Source organism: Pseudomonas anguilliseptica (genome assembly GCF_021375795.1).
Classification (GTDB): Bacteria; Pseudomonadota; Gammaproteobacteria; order Pseudomonadales; family Pseudomonadaceae; genus Aquipseudomonas; species Aquipseudomonas anguilliseptica_A.
In genome coordinates this window covers 694,289-713,623 of record NZ_JAEIOI010000001.1, presented here as the reverse complement: position 1 = coordinate 713,623, position 19,335 = coordinate 694,289, and the positions used below count along the sequence as shown (strand labels likewise).

Here is a 19,335-nt window from a genome sequence, read left to right as displayed (position 1 = left end):
ATCATCTTTAATCAAATTGCTCCCACGGATAGGGATACAGACAGGATGAAACGGAATAGTAAAGGTACGAGCCTGATTGAGCTTTTGACAGGTATAGGCATTCTAAGCATCAGCGCGTCGCTGGCCATACCCACTCTACAGGACGCACTTACCAGACATCAGCTAACAAACACCAGCAACGCACTCTATAGCTTGACGCATCAGGCAAGACTCAGCGCAATAAACCGTCAAACAAGAGTTTCACTGTGCCCACTTGCTATGACTGGCGAATGCTCAGCCAACTGGCAATTACCAATCAGCATTTTTACAGATCTCAATGGTAATCGCCGGCTTGATCCAGAGGATCAAATCCTCAATACCTATGAAAGCCCCAGCTCTGTAGAAATCAGCTGGCGAGGAATGGGCAACAGTAAAAGCCTTCACTTCAACCGCCAGGGCATCACGTTTGTCAGCAATGGCAGCTTTCACTTACGAGGCGGCAATCGAACGATACGATTGACCATCAACCGCCTGGGAAAAATCAAATCCGAAGTAATCGCTGCGCCGCCTACGCCCTGAGTAACGCCGACCATCCCCCCGTGGTTGCCCTATACCGCTCGTAACCTTATGGTCAACCTAAGGCATAAGGGGTCTGGCATGCACAGAAAAAATGGTTTCACGCTGATTGAGCTTCTAATAACGCTAGCGCTGCTAGCCATTCTCATGGGAGTTGCAATTCCAAACATGACGCAGTTCCTTGTCAATCAACGCGTCTCGGCTCAAGCCAACGAACTGATCAGCTCTCTGGCATTCGCACGTAGCGAGGCCAGTAAACGCAATGCAAATATTGTTGTGCTCCCAGTCACGAACGCCCCCAATGGCTGGAGTGGAGGCTGGTGTACAGGCCCTGCGACCATTAATAACTGCCTCCATGCAGATGTAATTACCCACTACCAACCCAAAGCCAGCGACGTGACTATTACGTCTACTTACTTGGAAAGCGGTAACCGCCTGACTTTTCGGCGCGATGGGACCCTACTGGCTCCAGGTGCTGCGGCACCATTCAAGATCACTTCCGTTCGCCTCACTGCAACAAGTAGTAATGCCCGCTGTGTCAACCTCAACGGCCTCGGAAAAGCCACAATCACCAAGGTGAAACCTGATGTCGACTGCTAAATTCAACCAGTTTTGCCAGGGATCATCACTGATCGAAGTTCTGATTACGCTACTCATCTTTGCGGTGGGGCTTCTGGGTTTTGCGGGGCTGCAACTCAACGCCTTACAAAGTACAGCTGATAGCAGCCAGCGATCGCAGGCGGTATGGATCAGCCAGGAGCTTGCAGAACGTATCCGGGCGAACCCTGAAGCTAGCAACGCGGTTTATGCTGCTGTGGCTACCAACTGCGCCGCACTACCGGCCCAGATCTGTGCTGATCACTATGACCCAGTCAATTCTGCCAAGGTCAACGCTGCGAATTGCACAGCTGCACAAATGGCAGCCTTTGATCTCTGGGAGGCAAGGTGCACATACAGTGGCACAGCTACCTACCAAGCGGATGCAGTGGCTGCCGAAGGCCGCTACAACAGCCGTGACTTTCTTGCCCGACCTGCCGGCGCAGCCCCCCCCCTTGCACTTCAGGTCAACGGCACTCGTCTGAGCATAACGACCAACTGGCTAAGCACTGCGTCCCGATCGGCAGCCGGCGTGGGCGCAGGCGAGAATCTTTCGAATCGCCTGGAGGTACAGCGGTGATTAGTACACGGCAAAAAGGCCTCAGCATTATTGAGCTACTGGTAGCGATGGTAATTGGACTGATTCTGCTGCTGGGCGTGAGTCAGGTTTTCCTCTCCAGCCGGCAAACCTTCGCAACCAATGATGCAATGACCAAACTTCAGGAAAATGGACGATTCGCCCTAGAGTTCATTGCAGCAACGGCAAGACAGGCCGGTTACCTCTCGCCCGGTTCATCAGAAGGCATGCCATTTCCGGTAGAGCCTATTAACTGTGGGAGAGGCTCCGCAGCTAGCAACCCATGTACATTCAGTGGGGCTGGAAACGCGTCCGACCGAGTTAGTTTCAGTGCCGAACCCGCGGTTGTAATTGATGGGAGCCTGCGTGACTGTACTGGCAGCGCTGTTCCGATTAACAAAATCATAATCAACTCATATTTCATCATCCCTCCAGATGCAAACAACCCGCAGCCTTCACTAGGCTGCAGCTCCTATAACCGATCGGATAGTGATTGGTTGGTGCAAAATCAACGACTGATTGACGGCATTGAGTCGCTTCAAGTGCTCTACGGTATTGCGTCGAACGCAGACCCATTCAGTGTCGGAAGCTTTATTTCTGCCGACAGAGTGGAAGCTCAAAACAAATGGAAAGATGTACTCGCCGTGCGGATTGCAGTTCTAGCCAATAGCCTTGACCCGGTTAGCCCACCACCCGTACAGCGAAATTATTACTTGTTGGATGCCCCTCCAATCACCCCAGCGGCAGGCGATCAACTATCCCGGCAGATATTCACAACAACAGTTCAACTCAAAAATATTTATTGAGGTTGGTATGCCAAGCACAGCCGGACCACACAAACAACAAGGCGCAACACTGATTGTCGCCCTTGTATTTCTGTTGATATTAACCGTTGCAGGTGTCACTGCTGTCAGACTATCAACCACTAGTGAACACATGGCAAGCAACAGCCAATTCAGAGGATCTGCATTTCAATTGGCTCAGAGTGAATTAAAAGCGCAAGTTTTCAACATGAACACGAGCGTAGCCAATAGGCAACCATTGCTAAATGCTAAAGCCAGACCACTGGAAGCAACCGCACGCTACCCTGAACGCCGTGCTGCATTAGGGCTCGCGCCCCGCATAGCCGAAGCAAACCTCACCCAAGCAACTAACACAAACTCGCTGGGTAGCGTTGACTGCTTATTATTCGGCGACGGTACTTCTGCAGAAAAATTTAACTGCGACCAGTTTGAATTAACAACACGCTCAACCCTAACCAGCGGAGCCTTCTCCGAACAAGTCGGCGGGCTGGTTATGTCCACGCCCAAATGAATCGAGGACACCCGATGAAAATTTTACTTAGCGCCTTTATCTTTATTTTTGCGACTACTGCATATAGCCTTGCCAATGCGGAGACGCCAGGCGAAAGATACATAGAGCATGCAGAAATAATTCTTAACCTGGAGCGCACTGACGGAACAGAGAATGCCCACGGTTATTTACTCGCAAAACCGTGCGAAAACTGCACACAGACCCGTATTGAAGTAAATGAGTACACCGAAATATTCCTGAATGGAAAACCTACAAAATTAGATGCATTGGCTCTGAAAATTGACTGGCAAGGCATGGTGTTTTTCAACAGTGGCTCACCTGCCATAGCCACTCGACTAATGCTGCAGTGAGCTGAGGAAAAAATCATGTTCGAAAAGAAAAAAATAGCGACCGGCACACTAGCATTCAGCTACCTATTCCTATCATTACAAAGCGGCATAACCTTTGCCGATGACACTGAAATTTATTTGACGCGGGAGCTTCCTGCCGACCAACGTGTCCGTCCTAACATCATGTTTGTTATTGACACATCAGGCTCCATGCTAAACGGCGTACCCGGCACAAACTGTCGCGCCCTAGTTGTCCCTAATAACTATGGATCAACACCACAGAACTGGTGCACAAGCACCAGGCTACCCAACGACAGTAGGAACAATGGCACGCTTACACGCATGGAAGTGGTCAAACAAGTCGTTAGCCAACTGGTAGATGAACTGGCTGTTTCCAACGACTCAAATATTGGCCTTGCACGCTTTGACTCGAACAGCAACGGCGGCTTTATCAATGTTCCTGTTGGCCGCGCTGCAACTGTTGCCAGCAACTTCAAGACACAACTCCGCAGCTACTATGCCAGTGGGGGAACACCACTCCTTGAAAGTTATCACGAAGCAGCACTTTATCTGCGCGGAGAAAGCCCACGCTATGGCAACTCTACACGTGGAGTCATAGAAGACGGGACCGGCTCACGAACCGTGAACCCATGGAGAAGCAATAGCGCCGCTTTTACAGGCAGCAGTTACAAGTCACCAATAGAAAATTCATGCCAGAAGTCCAACATTATTGTACTGACTGACGGACTACCTAACGGCGACGTAGGAAGTAACTCTGCCATTCAGACCTTGGTAGCGGGCAAGAACACTCAATACACCTCGTGCAACCGAAACTACCCAACAGACGGTGCGGCAGCCGATGGCTGCTGGATGCCGGGGCTCTCCGAGTACCTCGCGAATCAGGACAACTCCCCAGCAGCTGGCAAACAAACCATCAACACCTACACAGTTGGCTTCGGCAATATTGGCAATTCGCAACTGCTTCAAGACACAGCAGACTATGGCGGCGGAAAATTCTTCACAACCAGCGATACGTCGGGCTTGGTCAGTGCTTTAAAAAGTATTGTGGTGGACATTCTTGCAGAAAACACATCATTTACCACGCCCACTGTATCAGTAAGCGCCTACAGTAACTTTGGCTATCGCAACGATCTTTACTACGCACTATTCAGACCTGCCGAAGGTGCCCGCTGGGTCGGTAACGTAAAAAAATACAAGGCCGTAACCGACACAACAACTGGCGACCTTATCGTTACTGATGTTAACGGCCGCAACGCTGTTGATTCTTCGACAGGCTTTTTCAAGGATACCGCACAAAGTTTCTGGAGCCCCTCGGCTGATGGTCGAAATGCTGAAAGTGGTGGCGCAGCAAGCAAACTTACCAACCCTAGCATGAGGAAAATGTTTACATATACAGGCACAACTCCACTGGCGGGCCCAGGAGCTACCGGCACAATCAACCTGACTCTCAGTTCGAATGCCTTAAACACCAGCAATGTTTCAAAAGCATTGCTGGGCGATGCCTCTATGTCAGATGACTATAAAACTAAACTCATCAGTTGGGCACGCGGTAGCGACCCAGGTTTAGCAGGCTCTCCGGCGCGCCTTCAAGTTGCCGATGTACTGCACAACGCCCCCAAAGTTGTCGCCTATATTAGTGATGAGGACTTGGCCCGTGTAGATGCAGGAAATACAGAGGACAAACTCGTCTTGTTCTATGGCACAAACGAAGGTCACATTGCTGCGATAGACCCAGAGACAGGCGCAGAGCTTTTTGTTTATATCCCGAAAGAACTCCTGCCAAATCTCAAGGCTTATTATGACAACCCTAAAGGTAGCGCTAGCAAGAAGTATGGTATAGACGGGCAGTTCGGCCTTAAAGTTAGCTACGGCTCGGCGGATGCAATACGTAAGGTTCGCCCGGTTTCTGAAGTCATACTGTATGCAGGCATGGGACGCGGTGGCCGTAATTACTATGCTCTGGATGTTAGCCCAGCGAACAGCGGAGAGCCTTCCACTATTCAGCCAAAATTGAAATGGGCAATTGTTGGTGGGACAAATGGCACACCCTACCAGCGGTTAGGCCAAACGTGGTCGACCCCGAAAGTTAGCAAAATAAAGTGGAACGGCAGTGCGCGGGACGTACTCATCTTCACCGGTGGTTATGATCCTAATCAAGACGATGACACACCAAATACCCCTAGCAATGACAGTTACGGAAATGCACTCTATATTGCTGACGCAAACACAGGTGAACGTCTCTGGATGGCTGGCCCTAACCCAGTCACAGGAGAAACTTCACCTGCAAACCTGCGTATAACAAGTATGACCAATAGTATCCCAGCAGACCCAACCTTGATCGACATCACGGGTGACGGCTTGATTGATACTATTTTTGTCGCAGATACGCGCGGACAACTATTTCGCTTTGACCTTGACCCACTCAGCACGGGTGCAAGCAACCTGGCAACAGGTGGACGGGTTGCCAATTTTGGCGGAACAACCGCACTGGACAACCGTCGGTTCTATAACGCACCAGACGTAGCCCTGATAAAAGAACGAGGTAAGCAACCCTTTTATACGATCGCACTGGGCTCCGGCTATCGCGGTCATCCACTTAACGAAGACACCATTGATCGGTTCTATGTAATCCGAGATACGAATGTAGCCAAGAAGCCTGCTACTTACGTCACCATTACTGAATCTGACATGGTAGATGTCAGCAGCATTGATCCGACCGGAACGACTGCAACTGATATACAAAACCGTATCAATGGAAAACGCACTGAAATTGCCACACTGACCGCGGCTGAAGCAGCTGCGCGCGACGCGCTATCAAACTACCAGTCAAGTGTCGGCTACATTGCAAAACAACAGGCCCTCTTACAAACCAACAATGACATCAACTCCAAACAGGCGGCAATTGAAGCGATCATAAGCGCTGACCCTTTTATTGTTGAACACGCAACAGAAATGGATGCGCGCGCACAACTCAACAACCTTATTGTTGAAACACTTGATGGACTCAAGTCATTAAATTCGCTTTCGGCCCCCGTAACACACCCTAATGCCCAGGCATTCCTGGCTGCCCAGCTTAGCAATGCCAACACAGCGGATTGGGGGCAACTTCATTTGAACCTACAGGTTCTTAACACAATCCCCGACACTGAATATCAGGCCGTAGTAGCAGCAGAAGATGCGCTCAAAACGGCACGGGCCAACAACCAACCTGATACAACAGCCTTGGAAGCATCACTTGCCTCTGCCGTTGCTGCCCACGAAGCGTCATCGGCCTTTATTCAGCGGCAAGAGATAGTTGACAACCAGAGCGAACTTGGAAACAAACTCAATCAAATTCTGGCACTACAAAACAGCATATTCCAAACACTTATCAATAATGACGCTACTAATGTAAGTGCAGATTTGGCAGCACTAGACACGCTCAAAACAGAGGTCAGTTCGTTAATCCCAGGTTTGAGCCAGAATGCGACCGGACCAACAACCAACAGCGACATTCTTTCTGTAGAAGCAGCTACTCGGCAAAGCCAAGCCGACAGTGTTGCAATCAGCACACCGCTGAACAGCGAGGCGGCACGCCTTTCAACGCTGCAAAGTGAGCAGACCGCTCTGAACAGCCAGGCAGCCAGCCAACTCGCCGATCTTGCAGCGATCAGTGACAAACCCTATGACGGCAGCGAACCCGCTCTCACGCCAGCGCAGGTGGCGGCGGCAACAGCAGCGGACGTTGTACCACCGCTGAGTATTTTTGATGCCTTTAACTACTTAATTGAAGCCAAACGCCTGGAGGCAGTAAACCGAATACCAACTCTGCGCAACGACATCAATGAACTGTATGCACAACTCAGTCCTGGCAATAGTTATGTTCCAGATCTGTCTGCACTCAATAACAGCAAAGGCTGGTTTATGCGCTTCCCAATTGGCGAAAAAGTACTGTCTAGCTCAATAAGCTTCCGCGGCGCAGTGCTGTTCTCGACATTCCGCCCCAGTGGACAGCAGGTAACGACCTGCGGACCAGATGTCGGACGTGGAAGGTTCTATGCCCTCAACCTGACAGACGCCACATCAATCTTTACTGAAACAATAAGCGGTGTAGCTACAGATAAGCGCGGATTTGACCTGACTCACGGAGGAATTCCACCTCAGCCTGCAGTTATTCTTCGCGAAGACGGTCGTCCAGGCTTACTCTGCGGTGCAGAGCGTTGCGAAGGTGGTGAAGACGATGGAATTAAACCACCGCCTAAGTGCAAACCTACCGCTCTGTTCTGCGATCCAAACGCAGGTGGACTGAAACCAACCTACTGGAGAGAAAATTAATGCACCGCCAGCAAGGCTTTAGTTTGATCGAACTGATGATCGTCGTAGTGATTCTTGCTGTATTAGCAGCCATTGCGGTGCCTAACTACCAGGAATACCTATTGAGGAGTGGTCGCAGCGAAGGTCAGGCCAAGCTGTTAGAAGTGATGCAGATGCAGGAACGCTTCTACTCACAGAACCAGACCTATACCACTAATCTTGGAGCCGGAGCAGGCGGACTTGGGTATGCAGGTGTAGCCGCCAATGCGGCTGCCCCTTCAGAAGACAGGCGCTACCTGATAACTGCAGCAGTTTGTGCGGCAGGCATCCCCATAGCGGCTTGCGTGCTGTTAAGAGCAGCGCCTCAGGGCTCTCAAGCTGCGGATGCCACATGCAGCACGCTAACTATCAACAGTCGCGGTGTTAAAGGCATAACAGGGGGAACAGGAACTGCAGCTACCTGCTGGTAGAACGAATAAAGGCCGGGATACCGGCCTTTTTATTGCGCAATAGACGTGCCTACTGCCGAGTAATGACCCGCAACTCCTTCGGCATCGAAAACGTCACGTTCTCCGGGCGCCCCAGCAGCTCTTGGGCGCCTTTTGCCCCCCACTCGCTCAGTTGCTGAATTACGCCTTGCACCAGCACTTCAGGCGCTGATGCACCTGCCGTAATGCCGATACCCGCAACACCTGCAAACCACTCTTGCTTGAGGTCTTCTGCACCATCGATCAGGTAAGCGGGCGTACCCATGCGTTCGGCGAGCTCGCGCAGGCGGTTGGAGTTGGAGCTGTTGGGGCTGCCGACCACCAGTAGTACATCGCATTCGGCAGCAAGCTGCTTGACGGCGTCCTGGCGGTTCTGGGTGGCGTAGCAGATATCGTCTTTGCGCGGGCCACCGATGGCGGGGAATTTACTGCGCAGGGCATCGATTACCTTGCTGGTGTCATCCATGGACAGAGTGGTCTGGGTCACAAACGCCAACGCTTCGGGGTTACGTACCTCAAGCGCGGCCACATCTGCTTCATCCTCCACCAGGTAGATACTGCCACCGTTGCTGGCGTCGTATTGGCCCATGGTGCCTTCGACTTCCGGGTGCCCTTCGTGGCCGATGAGGATGCATTCGCGCCCTTCTCGGCTATAGCGCACCACTTCCATATGCACTTTGGTCACCAGCGGGCAGGTGGCATCGAAGACTTTCAAGCCACGTCGATCAGCTTCGCTGCGTACCGCCTGAGAGACGCCGTGGGCACTGAAGATGACGATGACGTCGTCCGGTACCTGATCCAGTTCCTCGACAAACACCGCGCCACGCGAACGCAGGTCCTCGACCACGAACTTGTTGTGTACCACTTCATGGCGCACATAGATGGGCGGACCGAACACTTCCAGGGCACGGTTGACGATCTCAATGGCGCGATCGACACCGGCACAGAAGCCACGGGGATTGGCGAGTTTGATATACATGGCGGGTATCTCGACGGTAGGCCTTGCGGACTAGTGTACGGCGCGGCCGCAGGCACTGGGAAAGCAATCTGTATAAGCCGCCGTGATCGCGAGGAGCACGCGGGAACACTCAGGGCTAAAGCCGCCCCCACAGGAGCGGGCTAAACCTTAGAGCGCTTTGACCTCAATAATCTCCACCTCAAAGCTCAGCGCCTTGCCGGCCAACGGGTGGTTGAAGTCGATGGTTACCTGGTTATCGTCAAAAGCTTTGACCACCCCCGGCAACTCGGCATTGGCGGCGTCATTAAAGATCACCAGCAGGCCCTCCGACAGCTCCATATCCTGAAACTGGCTGCGTGGCATAACCTGGACATTCTGCGGATTGCCTTGACCAAAGCCCTGCTCCGGGCTGATCGACAGACTGCGCTTGTCGCCCGCTTTCAAGCCATAGATGGCCTGTTCAAAGCCTGGCAACAGATTACCGTCGCCGACCTTGAAGGTGGCGGGCTTTTTATCGAAGTTACTGTCGACTACATCGCCGTTGTCCAGCTTGAGGGCGAAATGCAGAGTCACTTCCCTGTCCGGACCGATACGCACGTCAGTCATTTGCCTGTTTCTCCGGACTTTTCACTTTTGAACATATCCAGCGCCAGCAGGATGGCACCGCCGGTGATGGCCATATCGGCCACGTTGAAGGCCGGGAAGTACCACTGCTGATGCCAGTGCAGCAGGATAAAGTCGACCACATGGCCAAACACCACGCGATCCACCAGGTTACCCAGCGCACCACCCAGCACTAACGCCAAAGCCACCGCCAACCAGGTTTCATTTGGCTTAAGGCGCTTGAGCCAGACCACCAGCACTGCGCTGACCACCACGGCAATTGCGGCGAAGAACCAGCGTTGCCAGCCGGCGGCATCAGCCAGGAAACTGAAGGCAGCACCGGTGTTGTAAGCCAGGGTCCAGCTGAAGTAGTCGGGGATGATCACGATCTGCTGGTACATGGTCAGGTTGTTGTCGAACCAGAACTTGCTCGCCTGGTCGACCACAAACACCAGCAGGCTCAGCCACAGCCAGGCCAGGCGCCCGAAACGACTGGCGTTAGGCGTGCCGTTGTTAAGCATAATGACGAACCTCGCCCGCGCCTTCGATGTTATCCACGCAGCGACCGCAGATTTCCGGATGCGCCGGGTTCACCCCAACGTCCTCGCGGTGATGCCAGCAACGACCGCACTTGGCGTGTCCGGACTTCAATACTTTCAGCTTGAGCCCCGCCACTTCTGTCTCCACGGCATCGCTTGGCGCACTGGCAAGCGGAGCCAGACTGGCGGTGGAGGTGATCAGCACAAAGCGCAGTTCGTTACCGAGCTTGTTCAAATCGGCGATCAGACTGTCTTCGGCATACAGGGTCACTTCCGCCTGCAGGTTGCCGCCAATGGCCTTGGCTGCACGCAGGTTTTCCATTTCCTTGTTTACCGCGACCTTGACCGCCATCACGCGCTCCCAGAAGGCTCGGTCCAGCTCGAAACCTTCCGGCAATTCACTCAGCCCCTGATACCAGCCATTGAGCATCACCGACTCGTTGCGCGCGCCTGGCAGGTATTCCCACAGCTCATCGGCAGTGAACGACAGCACTGGGGCGATCCAGCGCACCAGGGCTTCGGCAATATGGAACAGCGCGGTCTGACAGGAGCGACGCGCCACGCTATCGGCGGCGGTGGTGTACTGACGGTCCTTGATGATGTCGAGGTAGAAACCGCCCAGCTCCTGCACACAGAAGTTGTGCACCTTCTGATAGACGTTCCAGAAACGGTAGCTGTCGTAAGCTTCTTCGATTTCGCGCTGCAGCAGCAGGGCGCGATCTACAGCCCAGCGGTCCAGCGCCAGCATATCTTCCGCCGGCAGCAGGTGCTGGGCCGGGTCGAAGCCGCTGAGGTTGGAGAGCAGGAAGCGCGCGGTGTTGCGGATACGCCGGTAGGAATCGGCGCTGCGCTGCAGGATGACCTTGGACACCGCCATCTCGCCGGAGTAGTCGGTGGACGACACCCACAGACGCAGGATATCGGCACCCAGACTGTCATTCACTTCCTGCGGCGCGACCACATTGCCCAGAGACTTGGACATCTTGCGGCCGTTCTCATCGACCACGAAACCGTGAGTCAGCAGCTCTTTGTACGGCGCATGGCCGTCGATAGCCGCGCCGGTCAACAGCGAGGAATGGAACCAGCCGCGATGCTGGTCGGAGCCTTCCAGATACAGGTCAGCACGCGGGCCGCTGGCGTGGCCCAGATTGTGCGAGCCGCGCAGCACGTGCCAGTGCGTGGTGCCGGAGTCAAACCAGACGTCCAGGGTGTCGCTGATCTTGTCGTAGTCGGCGGCTTCATCGCCGAGCAGCTCGGCGGCATCCAGTTTGAACCAGGCCTCGATGCCCTCTTGCTCGACACGCTTGGCCACATCCTCCATCAACTCGGCAGTGAGCGGGTGCAGTTCACCCGTAGCCTTGTGCAGGAAGAACGGGATTGGCACACCCCAGTTGCGCTGACGCGAGATGCACCAGTCCGGACGCCCAGCGATCATGCTGTGCAGGCGAGCCTGACCCCACGCGGGGACGAACTGGGTTTGCTCGATGGCTGCCAGCGCGCGCTCGCGCAGGGTGCCGCCTTCATTAGGCTGCTTGTCCATACCGACGAACCACTGCGCCGTGGCGCGGTAGATCAGCGGGGTCTTGTGGCGCCAGCAATGCATGTAGCTGTGCTGGATGGCTTCGTGCTTGAGCAGCGCGCCGACTTCTTCCAGCTTGGCGACGATGGCCGGGTTGGCCTTCCAGATAAACTGGCCACCAAAGAACGGCAGATCGCTGACATACACGCCGTTGCTCTGCACCGGACTGAGGATGTCGTCGTTGCTCATGCCGTAGCCTTTGCAGGAACGGAAGTCATCCTCACCATAGGCAGGCGCCGAGTGCACCACGCCAGTGCCAGCGCCCAGCTCAACGTAGTCGGCCAGATAGACCGGGGCAAAGCGCTCATAGAACGGATGACGGAAGCGAATCAGCTCCAGCGCCGCGCCTGGCGCGGTGGCGATGACTTCGCCCTGCAGGCCATAACGGGCCAGACAACCCTCCACCAACTCTTCAGCCAGCAGCAGCAGACGCTCGCCGGTATCGACCAGCGCGTAGGTAAATTCAGGGTGAACGTTCAGCGCCTGGTTGGCCGGAATGGTCCATGGCGTGGTGGTCCAGATCACGATGGAAGCCGGTTTCGGCAGACTGGCCAGGCCAAACGCGGCAGCCAGCTTATCGGCGTCTTCAACCACGAAGGCCACGTCGATGGCGTCGGACTTCTTGTCCTGATACTCGACCTCGGCCTCCGCCAGTGCGGAACCGCAGTCGAAGCACCAGTTGACCGGCTTCAGGCCCTTGAACACAAAACCCTGCTTGACCATCTCGGCCAGCGCACGGATTTCGCCGGCTTCATTGGCAAAGTCCATGGTCTTGTACGGGTTGCTCCAGTCGCCCAACACCCCGAGGCGAACGAAGTCGGCTTTCTGCCCTTCGATCTGCTCGGCGGCATAGGTGCGGCAGCGCTCGCGGGTCAGGTCGGACGGCTGATTCTTGCCAAAGGTGGTCTCCACCTTGTGCTCGATCGGCAGACCGTGGCAGTCCCAGCCCGGCACATAGGGCGCGTCGAAGCCGGCCAGAGTCTTGGAACGGGTGATGATGTCCTTGAGGATCTTGTTGACCGCATGACCGATGTGGATGCTGCCGTTGGCATAGGGCGGGCCGTCGTGCAGGACGAACTTCGGCCGACCTTCGCCTTGCGCGCGCAGCTTCTGATACAGGCCAATCTCGTTCCAGCGCTGCAGAATCTGTGGCTCGCGCTGCGGCAGGCCGGCTTTCATCGGAAATTGGGTATCAGGCAGATTCAGCGTGGCTTTGTAGTCGGTCATTTCAGGCTCTTCGTAAGCGATTGGCACCCGGCACTTGAAACCGGGGCTTAAACGCGCCAATGGGCACGGGCGGCAGCAATATCGGCAGCAATAGCCGTTTTCAATGCCTCAAGGGAGGCGAAACGCTGCTCATCGCGCAGCTTGTGGTGGAAAGCCACCGTCAAACGCCGGCCATATAAATCACCGGCAAAGTCCAGCAAATGCACTTCCAGATGAGCGCGGCCATCACCGGCCACGCTTGGGCGCACACCAATGTTGGCAACCCCCGGCCAGGTTTGGCCATCAATCTCGGTGCTCACCAGGTACACGCCCTTGAGCGGCACCCGCTTGCGCTTGAGTTGCACATTGGCAGTCGGCGCATCCAGCTGACGCCCCAGTTTCTGTCCATGCAGGACACGCCCGGCAATCTGGAAAGGTCGCCCGAGCAGGTGTTGCGCCAGGGCGAAATCACCCACGTCCAGAGCCTCACGCACCCGCGTACTGCTGACACGAATGCCATCCAACTCAACCGTGGTGGCGGCCTCGACGCTAAAGCCTTCGCGCTCACCAGCTTCGGCCAGGAAGGCAAAATCACCTGCCCGATCACAGCCAAAACGGAAATCGTCGCCCACTTCCAGGTGCTGCACGCCAAGGCCTTCCACTAACACACGGTCGACGAACTCGGCAGCACTGAGCTCGCGTAAACGCCGGTTGAAACTCAGGCACAAAACCCGATCAACGCCCTCGGCCGCGAGCAAAGCGACCTTGTCACGTAGCCGTGCCAAGCGGGCCGGTGCCGCATCCGGAGCAAAGAACTCGCGCGGCTGCGGCTCGAAAATCAACACACAGCTGGGCACACCAAGTTCGGCGGAACGCTCACGCAAACGCGCCAAAATGGCCTGATGGCCACGATGGACGCCGTCGAAATTACCGATGGTGGCAACACAGCCCCGATGTTGGGGCCGCAGATTGTGTAGGCCTCGAACCAGCTGCATAGCGCGCTTCTTGCTCATAAAGTGGCCGATTATACGCACACCACGCAGCGGACAACAGGCGGCAAATCAGCCGCCATCAGAGCACGCTGCGGCGCGCAAAGTCCTTCAAACGAAAACCCAGCAGCGCCAGCACGGCCAAATAGGCCAACATACCCACGCTAACCAGCCCCCCCAGGCGTAGCAAACGCCAAAGCATGGTGCCGTCCGCCCAGGCGGGCAGCTGCTGCATGGCCAGTAGCAGCACACCCACCATCGTCGATAACGCCAACATCAGCTTGCAGAGGAATAGCGCCCATCCGGGCTGTGGCTGAAACATGTCACGTTTGCGCAGCTGCCAGTACAACAAGCCCGCATTCAGACAAGCGGCCAAACCGATGGCCAGCGCCAAGCCGGCATGCGCCAAGGGAATCACGAAGATAAACAGCACATTCATCGCCTGGGTTGCCAGCAGCGTCACCAGACCGATACGCACCGGCGTCTTGATGTTCTGCTGGGCGTAGAAGGCCGGGGCAAGAATCTTCACCAGAATGATCCCGACCAAACCCAGCGAGTAGGCAATCAAAGCGCGCTGGGTCATCAAGGTATCGGCAGCAGTGAATTTGCCGTACTGAAACAGCGAGGCAATCAGCGGCTCGGAAATGATCGCCAGCGCCACCGCACTGGGCAGCGCCAATACCAGACAAAGACGCAGCCCCCAATCGAGCAACTTGGAGTAGTCCTCACGACTGGCGCCAGCATGGGTTTTCGATAAAGCCGGCAGCAGGATGGTCCCGAGCGCCACACCGAGCACACCGGCCGGCAACTCCATCAGACGGTCGGCGTAATACATCCAGGACACGGAACCTGCGACCAGAAAGGACGCGAAGACGGTATTGATGATCAGCGAAATCTGGCTGACCGACACCCCGAAGATCGCCGGCCCCATCTGCTTGACCACGCGCCATACGCCGGCGTCCTTGAGATTCAGGCGTGGCAGCACCAGCATGCCGATCTTGTGTAGATGCGGCAGCTGAAACAGCAGCTGCGCCAAACCACCCACCAGCACCGCCCAGCCCAGCGCCATGATTGGCGGATCGAAATAGGGCGTCAGAAACAGGGCGAAGACGATCATGCTGATATTCAGCAACGTCGGCACAAAGGCAGGCACCGAAAAGCGGTTCCAGGTATTGAGCACCGCGCCGGCCAGCGAAGACAGGGAGATCAGCAGAATATAAGGAAAGGTAATGCGCAGCAGATCAGTGGTCAGTGCAAAGCGCTCCACCTCATCTGCAAAACCCGGCGCAGATATCCAGACAATCCAGGGCGCCGCCAGAATACCGATAAAGGTCACCAGCGCCAGCACCAGGGTCAGCAAACCGCTCACGTAAGCCAGGAAGGTGCGCGCCGCCTCATCGCCCTGCTGGGTTTTGTACTCAGCCAGAATCGGCACAAAAGCCTGGGAAAATGCGCCCTCGGCAAAGATCCGGCGCAACAGGTTGGGTAATTTGAACGCCACCACAAAAGCGTCCGAGGCCACGCCAGCGCCGAAGGTGCGGGCGATGATGGTATCGCGCACGAAGCCCAGCACACGCGAAAGCATGGTCATGGAGCTGACAGCGGCCAACGACTTGAGCAAATTCATGTAATATCCCGGCTCCGCAAACCAGCACTGGCGCACAAAGGCGTCGAGTGTAACGGGCCGCCACTGGTCAGGCCAGCACAGGGAAAAGCCAACAGGCTTGACAGCACTCCCTCATATCGGCATGATTCGCGGCCTTATTTGTTTGTAACCCCCCAGTTTTTTCGAGGAGCTTGACGGTGGCCAATACACCTTCTGCCAAAAAACGCGCAAAACAGGCTGAGAAGCGTCGTAGCCATAACGCCAGCCAGCGCTCCATGGTTCGTACCTACATCAAGAACGTGGTCAAGGCTATCGAAGCCAAAGACCTCGATCTGGCTAAAAACGCCTACACCCTGGCTGTGCCGGTAATCGACCGTATGGCCGACAAAGGCATCATCCACAAGAACAAAGCAGCTCGCCACAAGAGCCGCCTGAATGGCCACATCAAGGCCCTGGGCGAAGCTGCTGCAGCCTAAGCTGCAAGCACTCGCTGCTGTTCTTGAAAAACCGGCTTAAACGCCGGTTTTTTATTGCCTGAAAAATACCCCCATAAAAAAACCCGAATGGTTTCGGGCTTTTTTTCAATCACAGCACTCAGCTCAGGGCTTTTCCGGCCAGGGCAGAATCGGGATGGCGGTCACCGCATTCTGCGGACTACCTTCAATTACCCGATCGCTGTAGACCAGATAGACCAGGGTATTGCGCCTCTGATCGAAAAAACGCACCACCTGCATGGTCTTGAATACCAGCGAAGTGCGCTCACGAAACACCTCTTCGCCCTCTTTGAGCTTATCCAGAAAGCTGATCGGCCCCACCTGACGACAGGCAATCGAGGCTTCGGCACGATCCTCGGCCAGACCTAGACCACCCTTGACCCCACCAGTCTTAGCGCGCGACAGGTAGCAGGTCACCCCCGCCACCTTCGGATCATCAAAGGCCTCGACGACAATCTTGTCGTTCGGCCCCATTATTTTGAACACCGTCGACACTTCACCAATCTGCTCAGCCGCCACCAACCCGGGCAACAGCACCAGCACACCCAGCAATCCCTTTAGTACTCGCATCAACTTCCCCTCATACCAGGATCAAATTATCCCGATGCACCAACTCGGGTTCGTCAACATACCCCAGCAGCTTCTCGATGGCATCGGAGGGCTGGCCAATGATCTTTTGCGCCTCAAGCGCGCTGTAGTTGACCAGGCCACGAGCAATCTCACGACCATCTGCCGCCACGCACACGACCATCTCGCCACGCCGGAAGCTACCCTGCACCGCCTTGACACCCACCGGCAACAAGCTCTTGGTACCAGTGGCCAGCGCCTTGACCGCGCCATCGTCGAGCACCAGCGTGCCGCGCGTCTGCAGATGCCCGGCCAGCCATTGCTTACGCGCAGCCAGCATGCCGCGCTCAGGCGCCAACAACGTACCCAGCCGCTCACCAGCCTTGAGCCGCGCCAGCACCTGTTCAATCGCACCACCCACGATCACCGTATGCGCACCAGAACGCGCAGCCAGGCGCGCCGCACGCAGCTTGGTTTGCATACCGCCACGCCCCAGGGCGCCACCGACACCGCCAGCGACAGCATCCAGTGCAGGGTCATCGGCGCGCGCCTCAAAAATCAGCTCAGCATCAGGGTTATGTCGCGGGTCGGCGTTATACATGCCGTCACGGTCGGTAAGGATTACCAGCAGGTCAGCCTCGACCAGATTGGCCACCAATGCAGCCAACGTGTCGTTGTCGCCAAAGCGGATCTCATCAGTGACCACAGTGTCGTTCTCATTGATCACCGGCACGACATCCAGATCAACCAGCGTGCGCAAGGTACTGCGCGCATTCAGGTAACGCTTGCGGTCCGAGAGATCGTCGTGAGTCAGTAGAATCTGCGCGGTGCGCCGGCCGTGCTCGGCAAAACTCGATTCCCAGGCCTGCACCAGCACCATCTGACCGATCGCCGCAGCCGCTTGCAGCTCATGCATGGCGCTCGGACGCGCGCTCCAGCCCAGCTTGCTCATCCCCGCCGCCACTGCACCGGAAGACACCAACACCAACTCGACGCCCTGCTCACGCAGCGCGACCATCTGCTTGACCCATACCGCCATGGCAGCCCGATCCAGACCACGACCATCGGCCGTCAGCAACGCACTGCCAATCTTCACCACCCAGCGCTGAGCACCGGTTACCTTGTCACGCATGATCATCCAACCCTAGCCGCGACCTGTGATTACAAAAACGCCGCAATTAAGCGGCGTTTTGTAGTTGCTTAATCCCGGACGTAAATGATTTCCGGGCCATCCTCTTCGTCTTCTTCATCCCAGAAGCTGTCGTCTTCATCGACATCACCAACCGCCTTGACCCCAGAACGACGCAGCGCACGCTTGTCATCAAGCGCCTGCAACTGAGCACGCGCTTCATCTTCGATGCGCGCATCCAGCTCGGCCAACTCGGCGGCGTACTCTGGATTTTCCTGGATGCGCTCAGCACGCGCCTCAAGGAAGTCCATGATGTCATAACAGAGCTTTTCAGTGCCCTGGCGCGCCAATGCGGAAATCACATAAACCGGACCATCCCACTCAATCCGCTCGACGATTTCAGCAACCCGCGCCTCCTGCTCCTCATCAAGTATCTGATCAGCCTTGTTCAGTACCAGCCAACGCTCACGCTCGGCCAGCGCCGGGCTGAACTTGGTCAGCTCTGCGATGATGGTCGCGGCCGCCTCAGCCGGATCAGTCAGATCAAGCGGTGCCATATCGACCAAATGCAGCAGCAGACGGGTACGCGACAAATGTTTGAGGAAGCGAATCCCCAGACCCGCACCGTCAGACGCCCCCTCAATCAACCCCGGAATGTCGGCAATGACAAAGTTCTTGTAGCGATCCACGCTGACCACACCCAGGTTCGGCACCAAGGTAGTGAACGGGTAGTCCGCAACCTTCGGCTTGGCTGCCGATACCGAACGGATAAAGGTGCTCTTGCCGGCATTTGGCAAACCCAGCAGACCAACATCAGCCAGTACCTTCAGCTCCAGCTTGAGATCACGCGCCTCGCCCGGCTTGCCTGGCGTGGTCTGACGTGGCGCACGGTTGGTACTGGATTTGAAACGGGTATTGCCCAGACCATGCCAACCACCTTGCGCCACCAGCAGGCGCTGACCTGGCTTGACCAGATCACCAATCACTTCCTGGGTACCTGCATCGATCACAGTGGTACCAACCGGCACAGGCAGAATCAAATCCTCGCCCTTGGCGCCGGTGCAATCGGTACTGCCGCCCTTCTCGCCATTCTGCGCCTGGAAACGACGGGTATAGCGATAATCCACCAGGGTATTGAAGTTCTCGACTGCCTCGATATACACCGAGCCGCCGTCACCACCATCGCCACCGTTGGGGCCGCCCTTTTCAATGAACTTTTCACGGCGAAAAGCCATCATGCCGTTACCGCCGTCGCCGGCTTTTACATAAATCGATACTTCATCGACGAATTTCATGGGTACGCCTCCCGCAATCAAGCGGGTTATCTAAGAACTTGCTCAACGTCTGCTGCGCGCCGACCCTACTGCGCTAAAAACAGGCTCGAATGCTCATTTATCGCCTGCTTTTGCCTTGCCGGACTCTAGCTCGCGAGACCTTGAACAGGCTCTAACGAGAAACACTAGGTTCTTGCAAAATTGACCTGCATTCAAA

The 19,335-nt window shown here is 55.7% G+C and carries 18 protein-coding genes; 9 read left to right on the top strand and 9 right to left on the bottom strand.

What is annotated here, in order from left to right; all coding sequences use genetic code 11:
• The first annotated feature begins 45 nt into the window (after nt 1-45).
• The 8 genes from IOD17_RS03230 to IOD17_RS03190 all read left to right on the top strand — a co-directional run bounded on the left by IOD17_RS03230 (nt 46) and on the right by IOD17_RS03190 (nt 8,156).
• Nucleotides 46-558 (top strand): GspH/FimT family pseudopilin, encoded by a 513-nt coding sequence (locus IOD17_RS03230; protein WP_233683661.1) that lies wholly within the window; start codon nt 46-48, stop codon nt 556-558.
• Nucleotides 559-636: 78 nt separating this feature from the next.
• Complete coding sequence (locus tag IOD17_RS03225; protein ID WP_233683660.1) at nt 637-1,155, top strand: GspH/FimT family pseudopilin; 519 nt, start codon at nt 637-639, stop codon at nt 1,153-1,155.
• Nucleotides 1,142-1,732 carry a type IV pilus modification protein PilV gene (gene pilV / locus IOD17_RS03220; protein ID WP_233683659.1) on the top strand — a complete coding sequence of 197 codons (591 nt, stop codon included), beginning with the start codon at nt 1,142-1,144 and terminating at the stop codon, nt 1,730-1,732. The genes IOD17_RS03225 and pilV overlap by 14 nt, the downstream gene beginning before the upstream one ends.
• Entirely contained in the window at nt 1,729-2,535 is an 807-nt protein-coding gene (locus tag IOD17_RS03215; RefSeq protein WP_233683658.1) for a PilW family protein, read from the top strand. The genes pilV and IOD17_RS03215 overlap by 4 nt, the downstream gene beginning before the upstream one ends.
• A gap of 7 nt (nt 2,536-2,542) precedes the next feature.
• A complete protein-coding gene (locus tag IOD17_RS03210) occupies nt 2,543-3,043 on the top strand; it encodes a pilus assembly PilX family protein (protein WP_233683657.1) in 501 nt (166 codons plus the stop codon).
• Nucleotides 3,044-3,057: 14 nt separating this feature from the next.
• Nucleotides 3,058-3,393 (top strand): hypothetical protein, encoded by a 336-nt coding sequence (locus IOD17_RS03205; RefSeq protein ID WP_233683656.1) that lies wholly within the window; start codon nt 3,058-3,060, stop codon nt 3,391-3,393.
• A gap of 15 nt (nt 3,394-3,408) precedes the next feature.
• Complete coding sequence (locus IOD17_RS03200) at nt 3,409-7,707, top strand: pilus assembly protein (protein ID WP_233683655.1); 4,299 nt, start codon at nt 3,409-3,411, stop codon at nt 7,705-7,707.
• Nucleotides 7,707-8,156, top strand: coding sequence for a type IV pilin protein (locus IOD17_RS03190; RefSeq protein ID WP_267925206.1), 450 nt, complete (start codon nt 7,707-7,709; stop codon nt 8,154-8,156). The genes IOD17_RS03200 and IOD17_RS03190 overlap by 1 nt, the downstream gene beginning before the upstream one ends.
• Before the next feature lie 49 nt (nt 8,157-8,205).
• Here the strand turns inward: IOD17_RS03190 and ispH are convergent, their stop codons facing one another.
• From ispH to murJ, 6 genes are all read right to left on the bottom strand, one after another.
• Nucleotides 8,206-9,153, bottom strand: a complete 948-nt coding sequence (gene ispH / locus IOD17_RS03185) for a 4-hydroxy-3-methylbut-2-enyl diphosphate reductase (RefSeq protein WP_233683654.1) — start codon at nt 9,151-9,153, stop codon at nt 8,206-8,208.
• A gap of 147 nt (nt 9,154-9,300) precedes the next feature.
• Nucleotides 9,301-9,738 carry an FKBP-type peptidyl-prolyl cis-trans isomerase gene (locus IOD17_RS03180; protein WP_233683653.1) on the bottom strand — a complete coding sequence of 146 codons (438 nt, stop codon included), beginning with the start codon at nt 9,736-9,738 and terminating at the stop codon, nt 9,301-9,303.
• Nucleotides 9,735-10,256, bottom strand: a complete 522-nt coding sequence (gene lspA, locus IOD17_RS03175; RefSeq protein WP_233683652.1) for a signal peptidase II — start codon at nt 10,254-10,256, stop codon at nt 9,735-9,737. Before lspA ends, IOD17_RS03180 begins: the two co-directional genes overlap by 4 nt.
• Nucleotides 10,249-13,080: an isoleucine--tRNA ligase gene (gene ileS, locus IOD17_RS03170; protein ID WP_233683651.1), complete on the bottom strand. Its 2,832-nt coding sequence runs from the start codon at nt 13,078-13,080 to the stop codon at nt 10,249-10,251. Before ileS ends, lspA begins: the two co-directional genes overlap by 8 nt.
• Nucleotides 13,081-13,127: 47 nt before the next feature.
• Nucleotides 13,128-14,054, bottom strand: a complete 927-nt coding sequence (gene ribF / locus IOD17_RS03165; RefSeq protein ID WP_233683650.1) for a bifunctional riboflavin kinase/FAD synthetase — start codon at nt 14,052-14,054, stop codon at nt 13,128-13,130.
• Between the two features lie 76 nt (nt 14,055-14,130).
• A complete protein-coding gene (murJ, locus tag IOD17_RS03160; protein WP_233683649.1) occupies nt 14,131-15,675 on the bottom strand; it encodes a murein biosynthesis integral membrane protein MurJ in 1,545 nt (514 codons plus the stop codon).
• 176 nt (nt 15,676-15,851) lie between these two features.
• On the opposite strand from murJ, the gene rpsT reads away from it, so the two are divergent.
• A complete protein-coding gene (gene rpsT, locus IOD17_RS03155) occupies nt 15,852-16,130 on the top strand; it encodes a 30S ribosomal protein S20 (RefSeq protein ID WP_108486905.1) in 279 nt (92 codons plus the stop codon).
• A 123-nt stretch (nt 16,131-16,253) separates the two neighbouring features.
• Here the strand turns inward: rpsT and IOD17_RS03150 are convergent, their stop codons facing one another.
• From IOD17_RS03150 to cgtA, 3 genes are all read right to left on the bottom strand, one after another.
• Nucleotides 16,254-16,718 (bottom strand): CreA family protein, encoded by a 465-nt coding sequence (locus IOD17_RS03150; RefSeq protein WP_233683648.1) that lies wholly within the window; start codon nt 16,716-16,718, stop codon nt 16,254-16,256.
• A 10-nt stretch (nt 16,719-16,728) separates the two neighbouring features.
• Nucleotides 16,729-17,847, bottom strand: a complete 1,119-nt coding sequence (gene proB / locus IOD17_RS03145; RefSeq protein WP_233683647.1) for a glutamate 5-kinase — start codon at nt 17,845-17,847, stop codon at nt 16,729-16,731.
• Between the two features lie 68 nt (nt 17,848-17,915).
• Nucleotides 17,916-19,139 (bottom strand): Obg family GTPase CgtA, encoded by a 1,224-nt coding sequence (gene cgtA, locus IOD17_RS03140; protein ID WP_233683646.1) that lies wholly within the window; start codon nt 19,137-19,139, stop codon nt 17,916-17,918.
• Nucleotides 19,140-19,335: the final 196 nt, after the last annotated feature.

Bases quoted from the DNA above. Each gene is read 5' to 3' on its own strand.
- ileS (WP_233683651.1), bottom strand. From the start codon at position 13,080: ATGACCGACTACAAAGCCACGCTGAATCTGCCTGATACCCAATTTCCG.
- cgtA (WP_233683646.1), bottom strand. From the start codon at position 19,139: ATGAAATTCGTCGATGAAGTATCGATTTATGTAAAAGCCGGCGACGGC.
- IOD17_RS03150 (WP_233683648.1), bottom strand. From the start codon at position 16,718: ATGCGAGTACTAAAGGGATTGCTGGGTGTGCTGGTGCTGTTGCCCGGG.
- lspA (WP_233683652.1), bottom strand. From the start codon at position 10,256: ATGCTTAACAACGGCACGCCTAACGCCAGTCGTTTCGGGCGCCTGGCC.
- IOD17_RS03230 (WP_233683661.1), top strand. From the start codon at position 46: ATGAAACGGAATAGTAAAGGTACGAGCCTGATTGAGCTTTTGACAGGT.
- ispH (WP_233683654.1), bottom strand. From the start codon at position 9,153: ATGTATATCAAACTCGCCAATCCCCGTGGCTTCTGTGCCGGTGTCGAT.
- IOD17_RS03205 (WP_233683656.1), top strand. From the start codon at position 3,058: ATGAAAATTTTACTTAGCGCCTTTATCTTTATTTTTGCGACTACTGCA.
- IOD17_RS03180 (WP_233683653.1), bottom strand. From the start codon at position 9,738: ATGACTGACGTGCGTATCGGTCCGGACAGGGAAGTGACTCTGCATTTC.
- IOD17_RS03190 (WP_267925206.1), top strand. From the start codon at position 7,707: ATGCACCGCCAGCAAGGCTTTAGTTTGATCGAACTGATGATCGTCGTA.
- IOD17_RS03210 (WP_233683657.1), top strand. From the start codon at position 2,543: ATGCCAAGCACAGCCGGACCACACAAACAACAAGGCGCAACACTGATT.
- proB (WP_233683647.1), bottom strand. From the start codon at position 17,847: ATGCGTGACAAGGTAACCGGTGCTCAGCGCTGGGTGGTGAAGATTGGC.
- IOD17_RS03200 (WP_233683655.1), top strand. From the start codon at position 3,409: ATGTTCGAAAAGAAAAAAATAGCGACCGGCACACTAGCATTCAGCTAC.
- pilV (WP_233683659.1), top strand. From the start codon at position 1,142: ATGTCGACTGCTAAATTCAACCAGTTTTGCCAGGGATCATCACTGATC.
- ribF (WP_233683650.1), bottom strand. From the start codon at position 14,054: ATGCAGCTGGTTCGAGGCCTACACAATCTGCGGCCCCAACATCGGGGC.
- IOD17_RS03225 (WP_233683660.1), top strand. From the start codon at position 637: ATGCACAGAAAAAATGGTTTCACGCTGATTGAGCTTCTAATAACGCTA.
- murJ (WP_233683649.1), bottom strand. From the start codon at position 15,675: ATGAATTTGCTCAAGTCGTTGGCCGCTGTCAGCTCCATGACCATGCTT.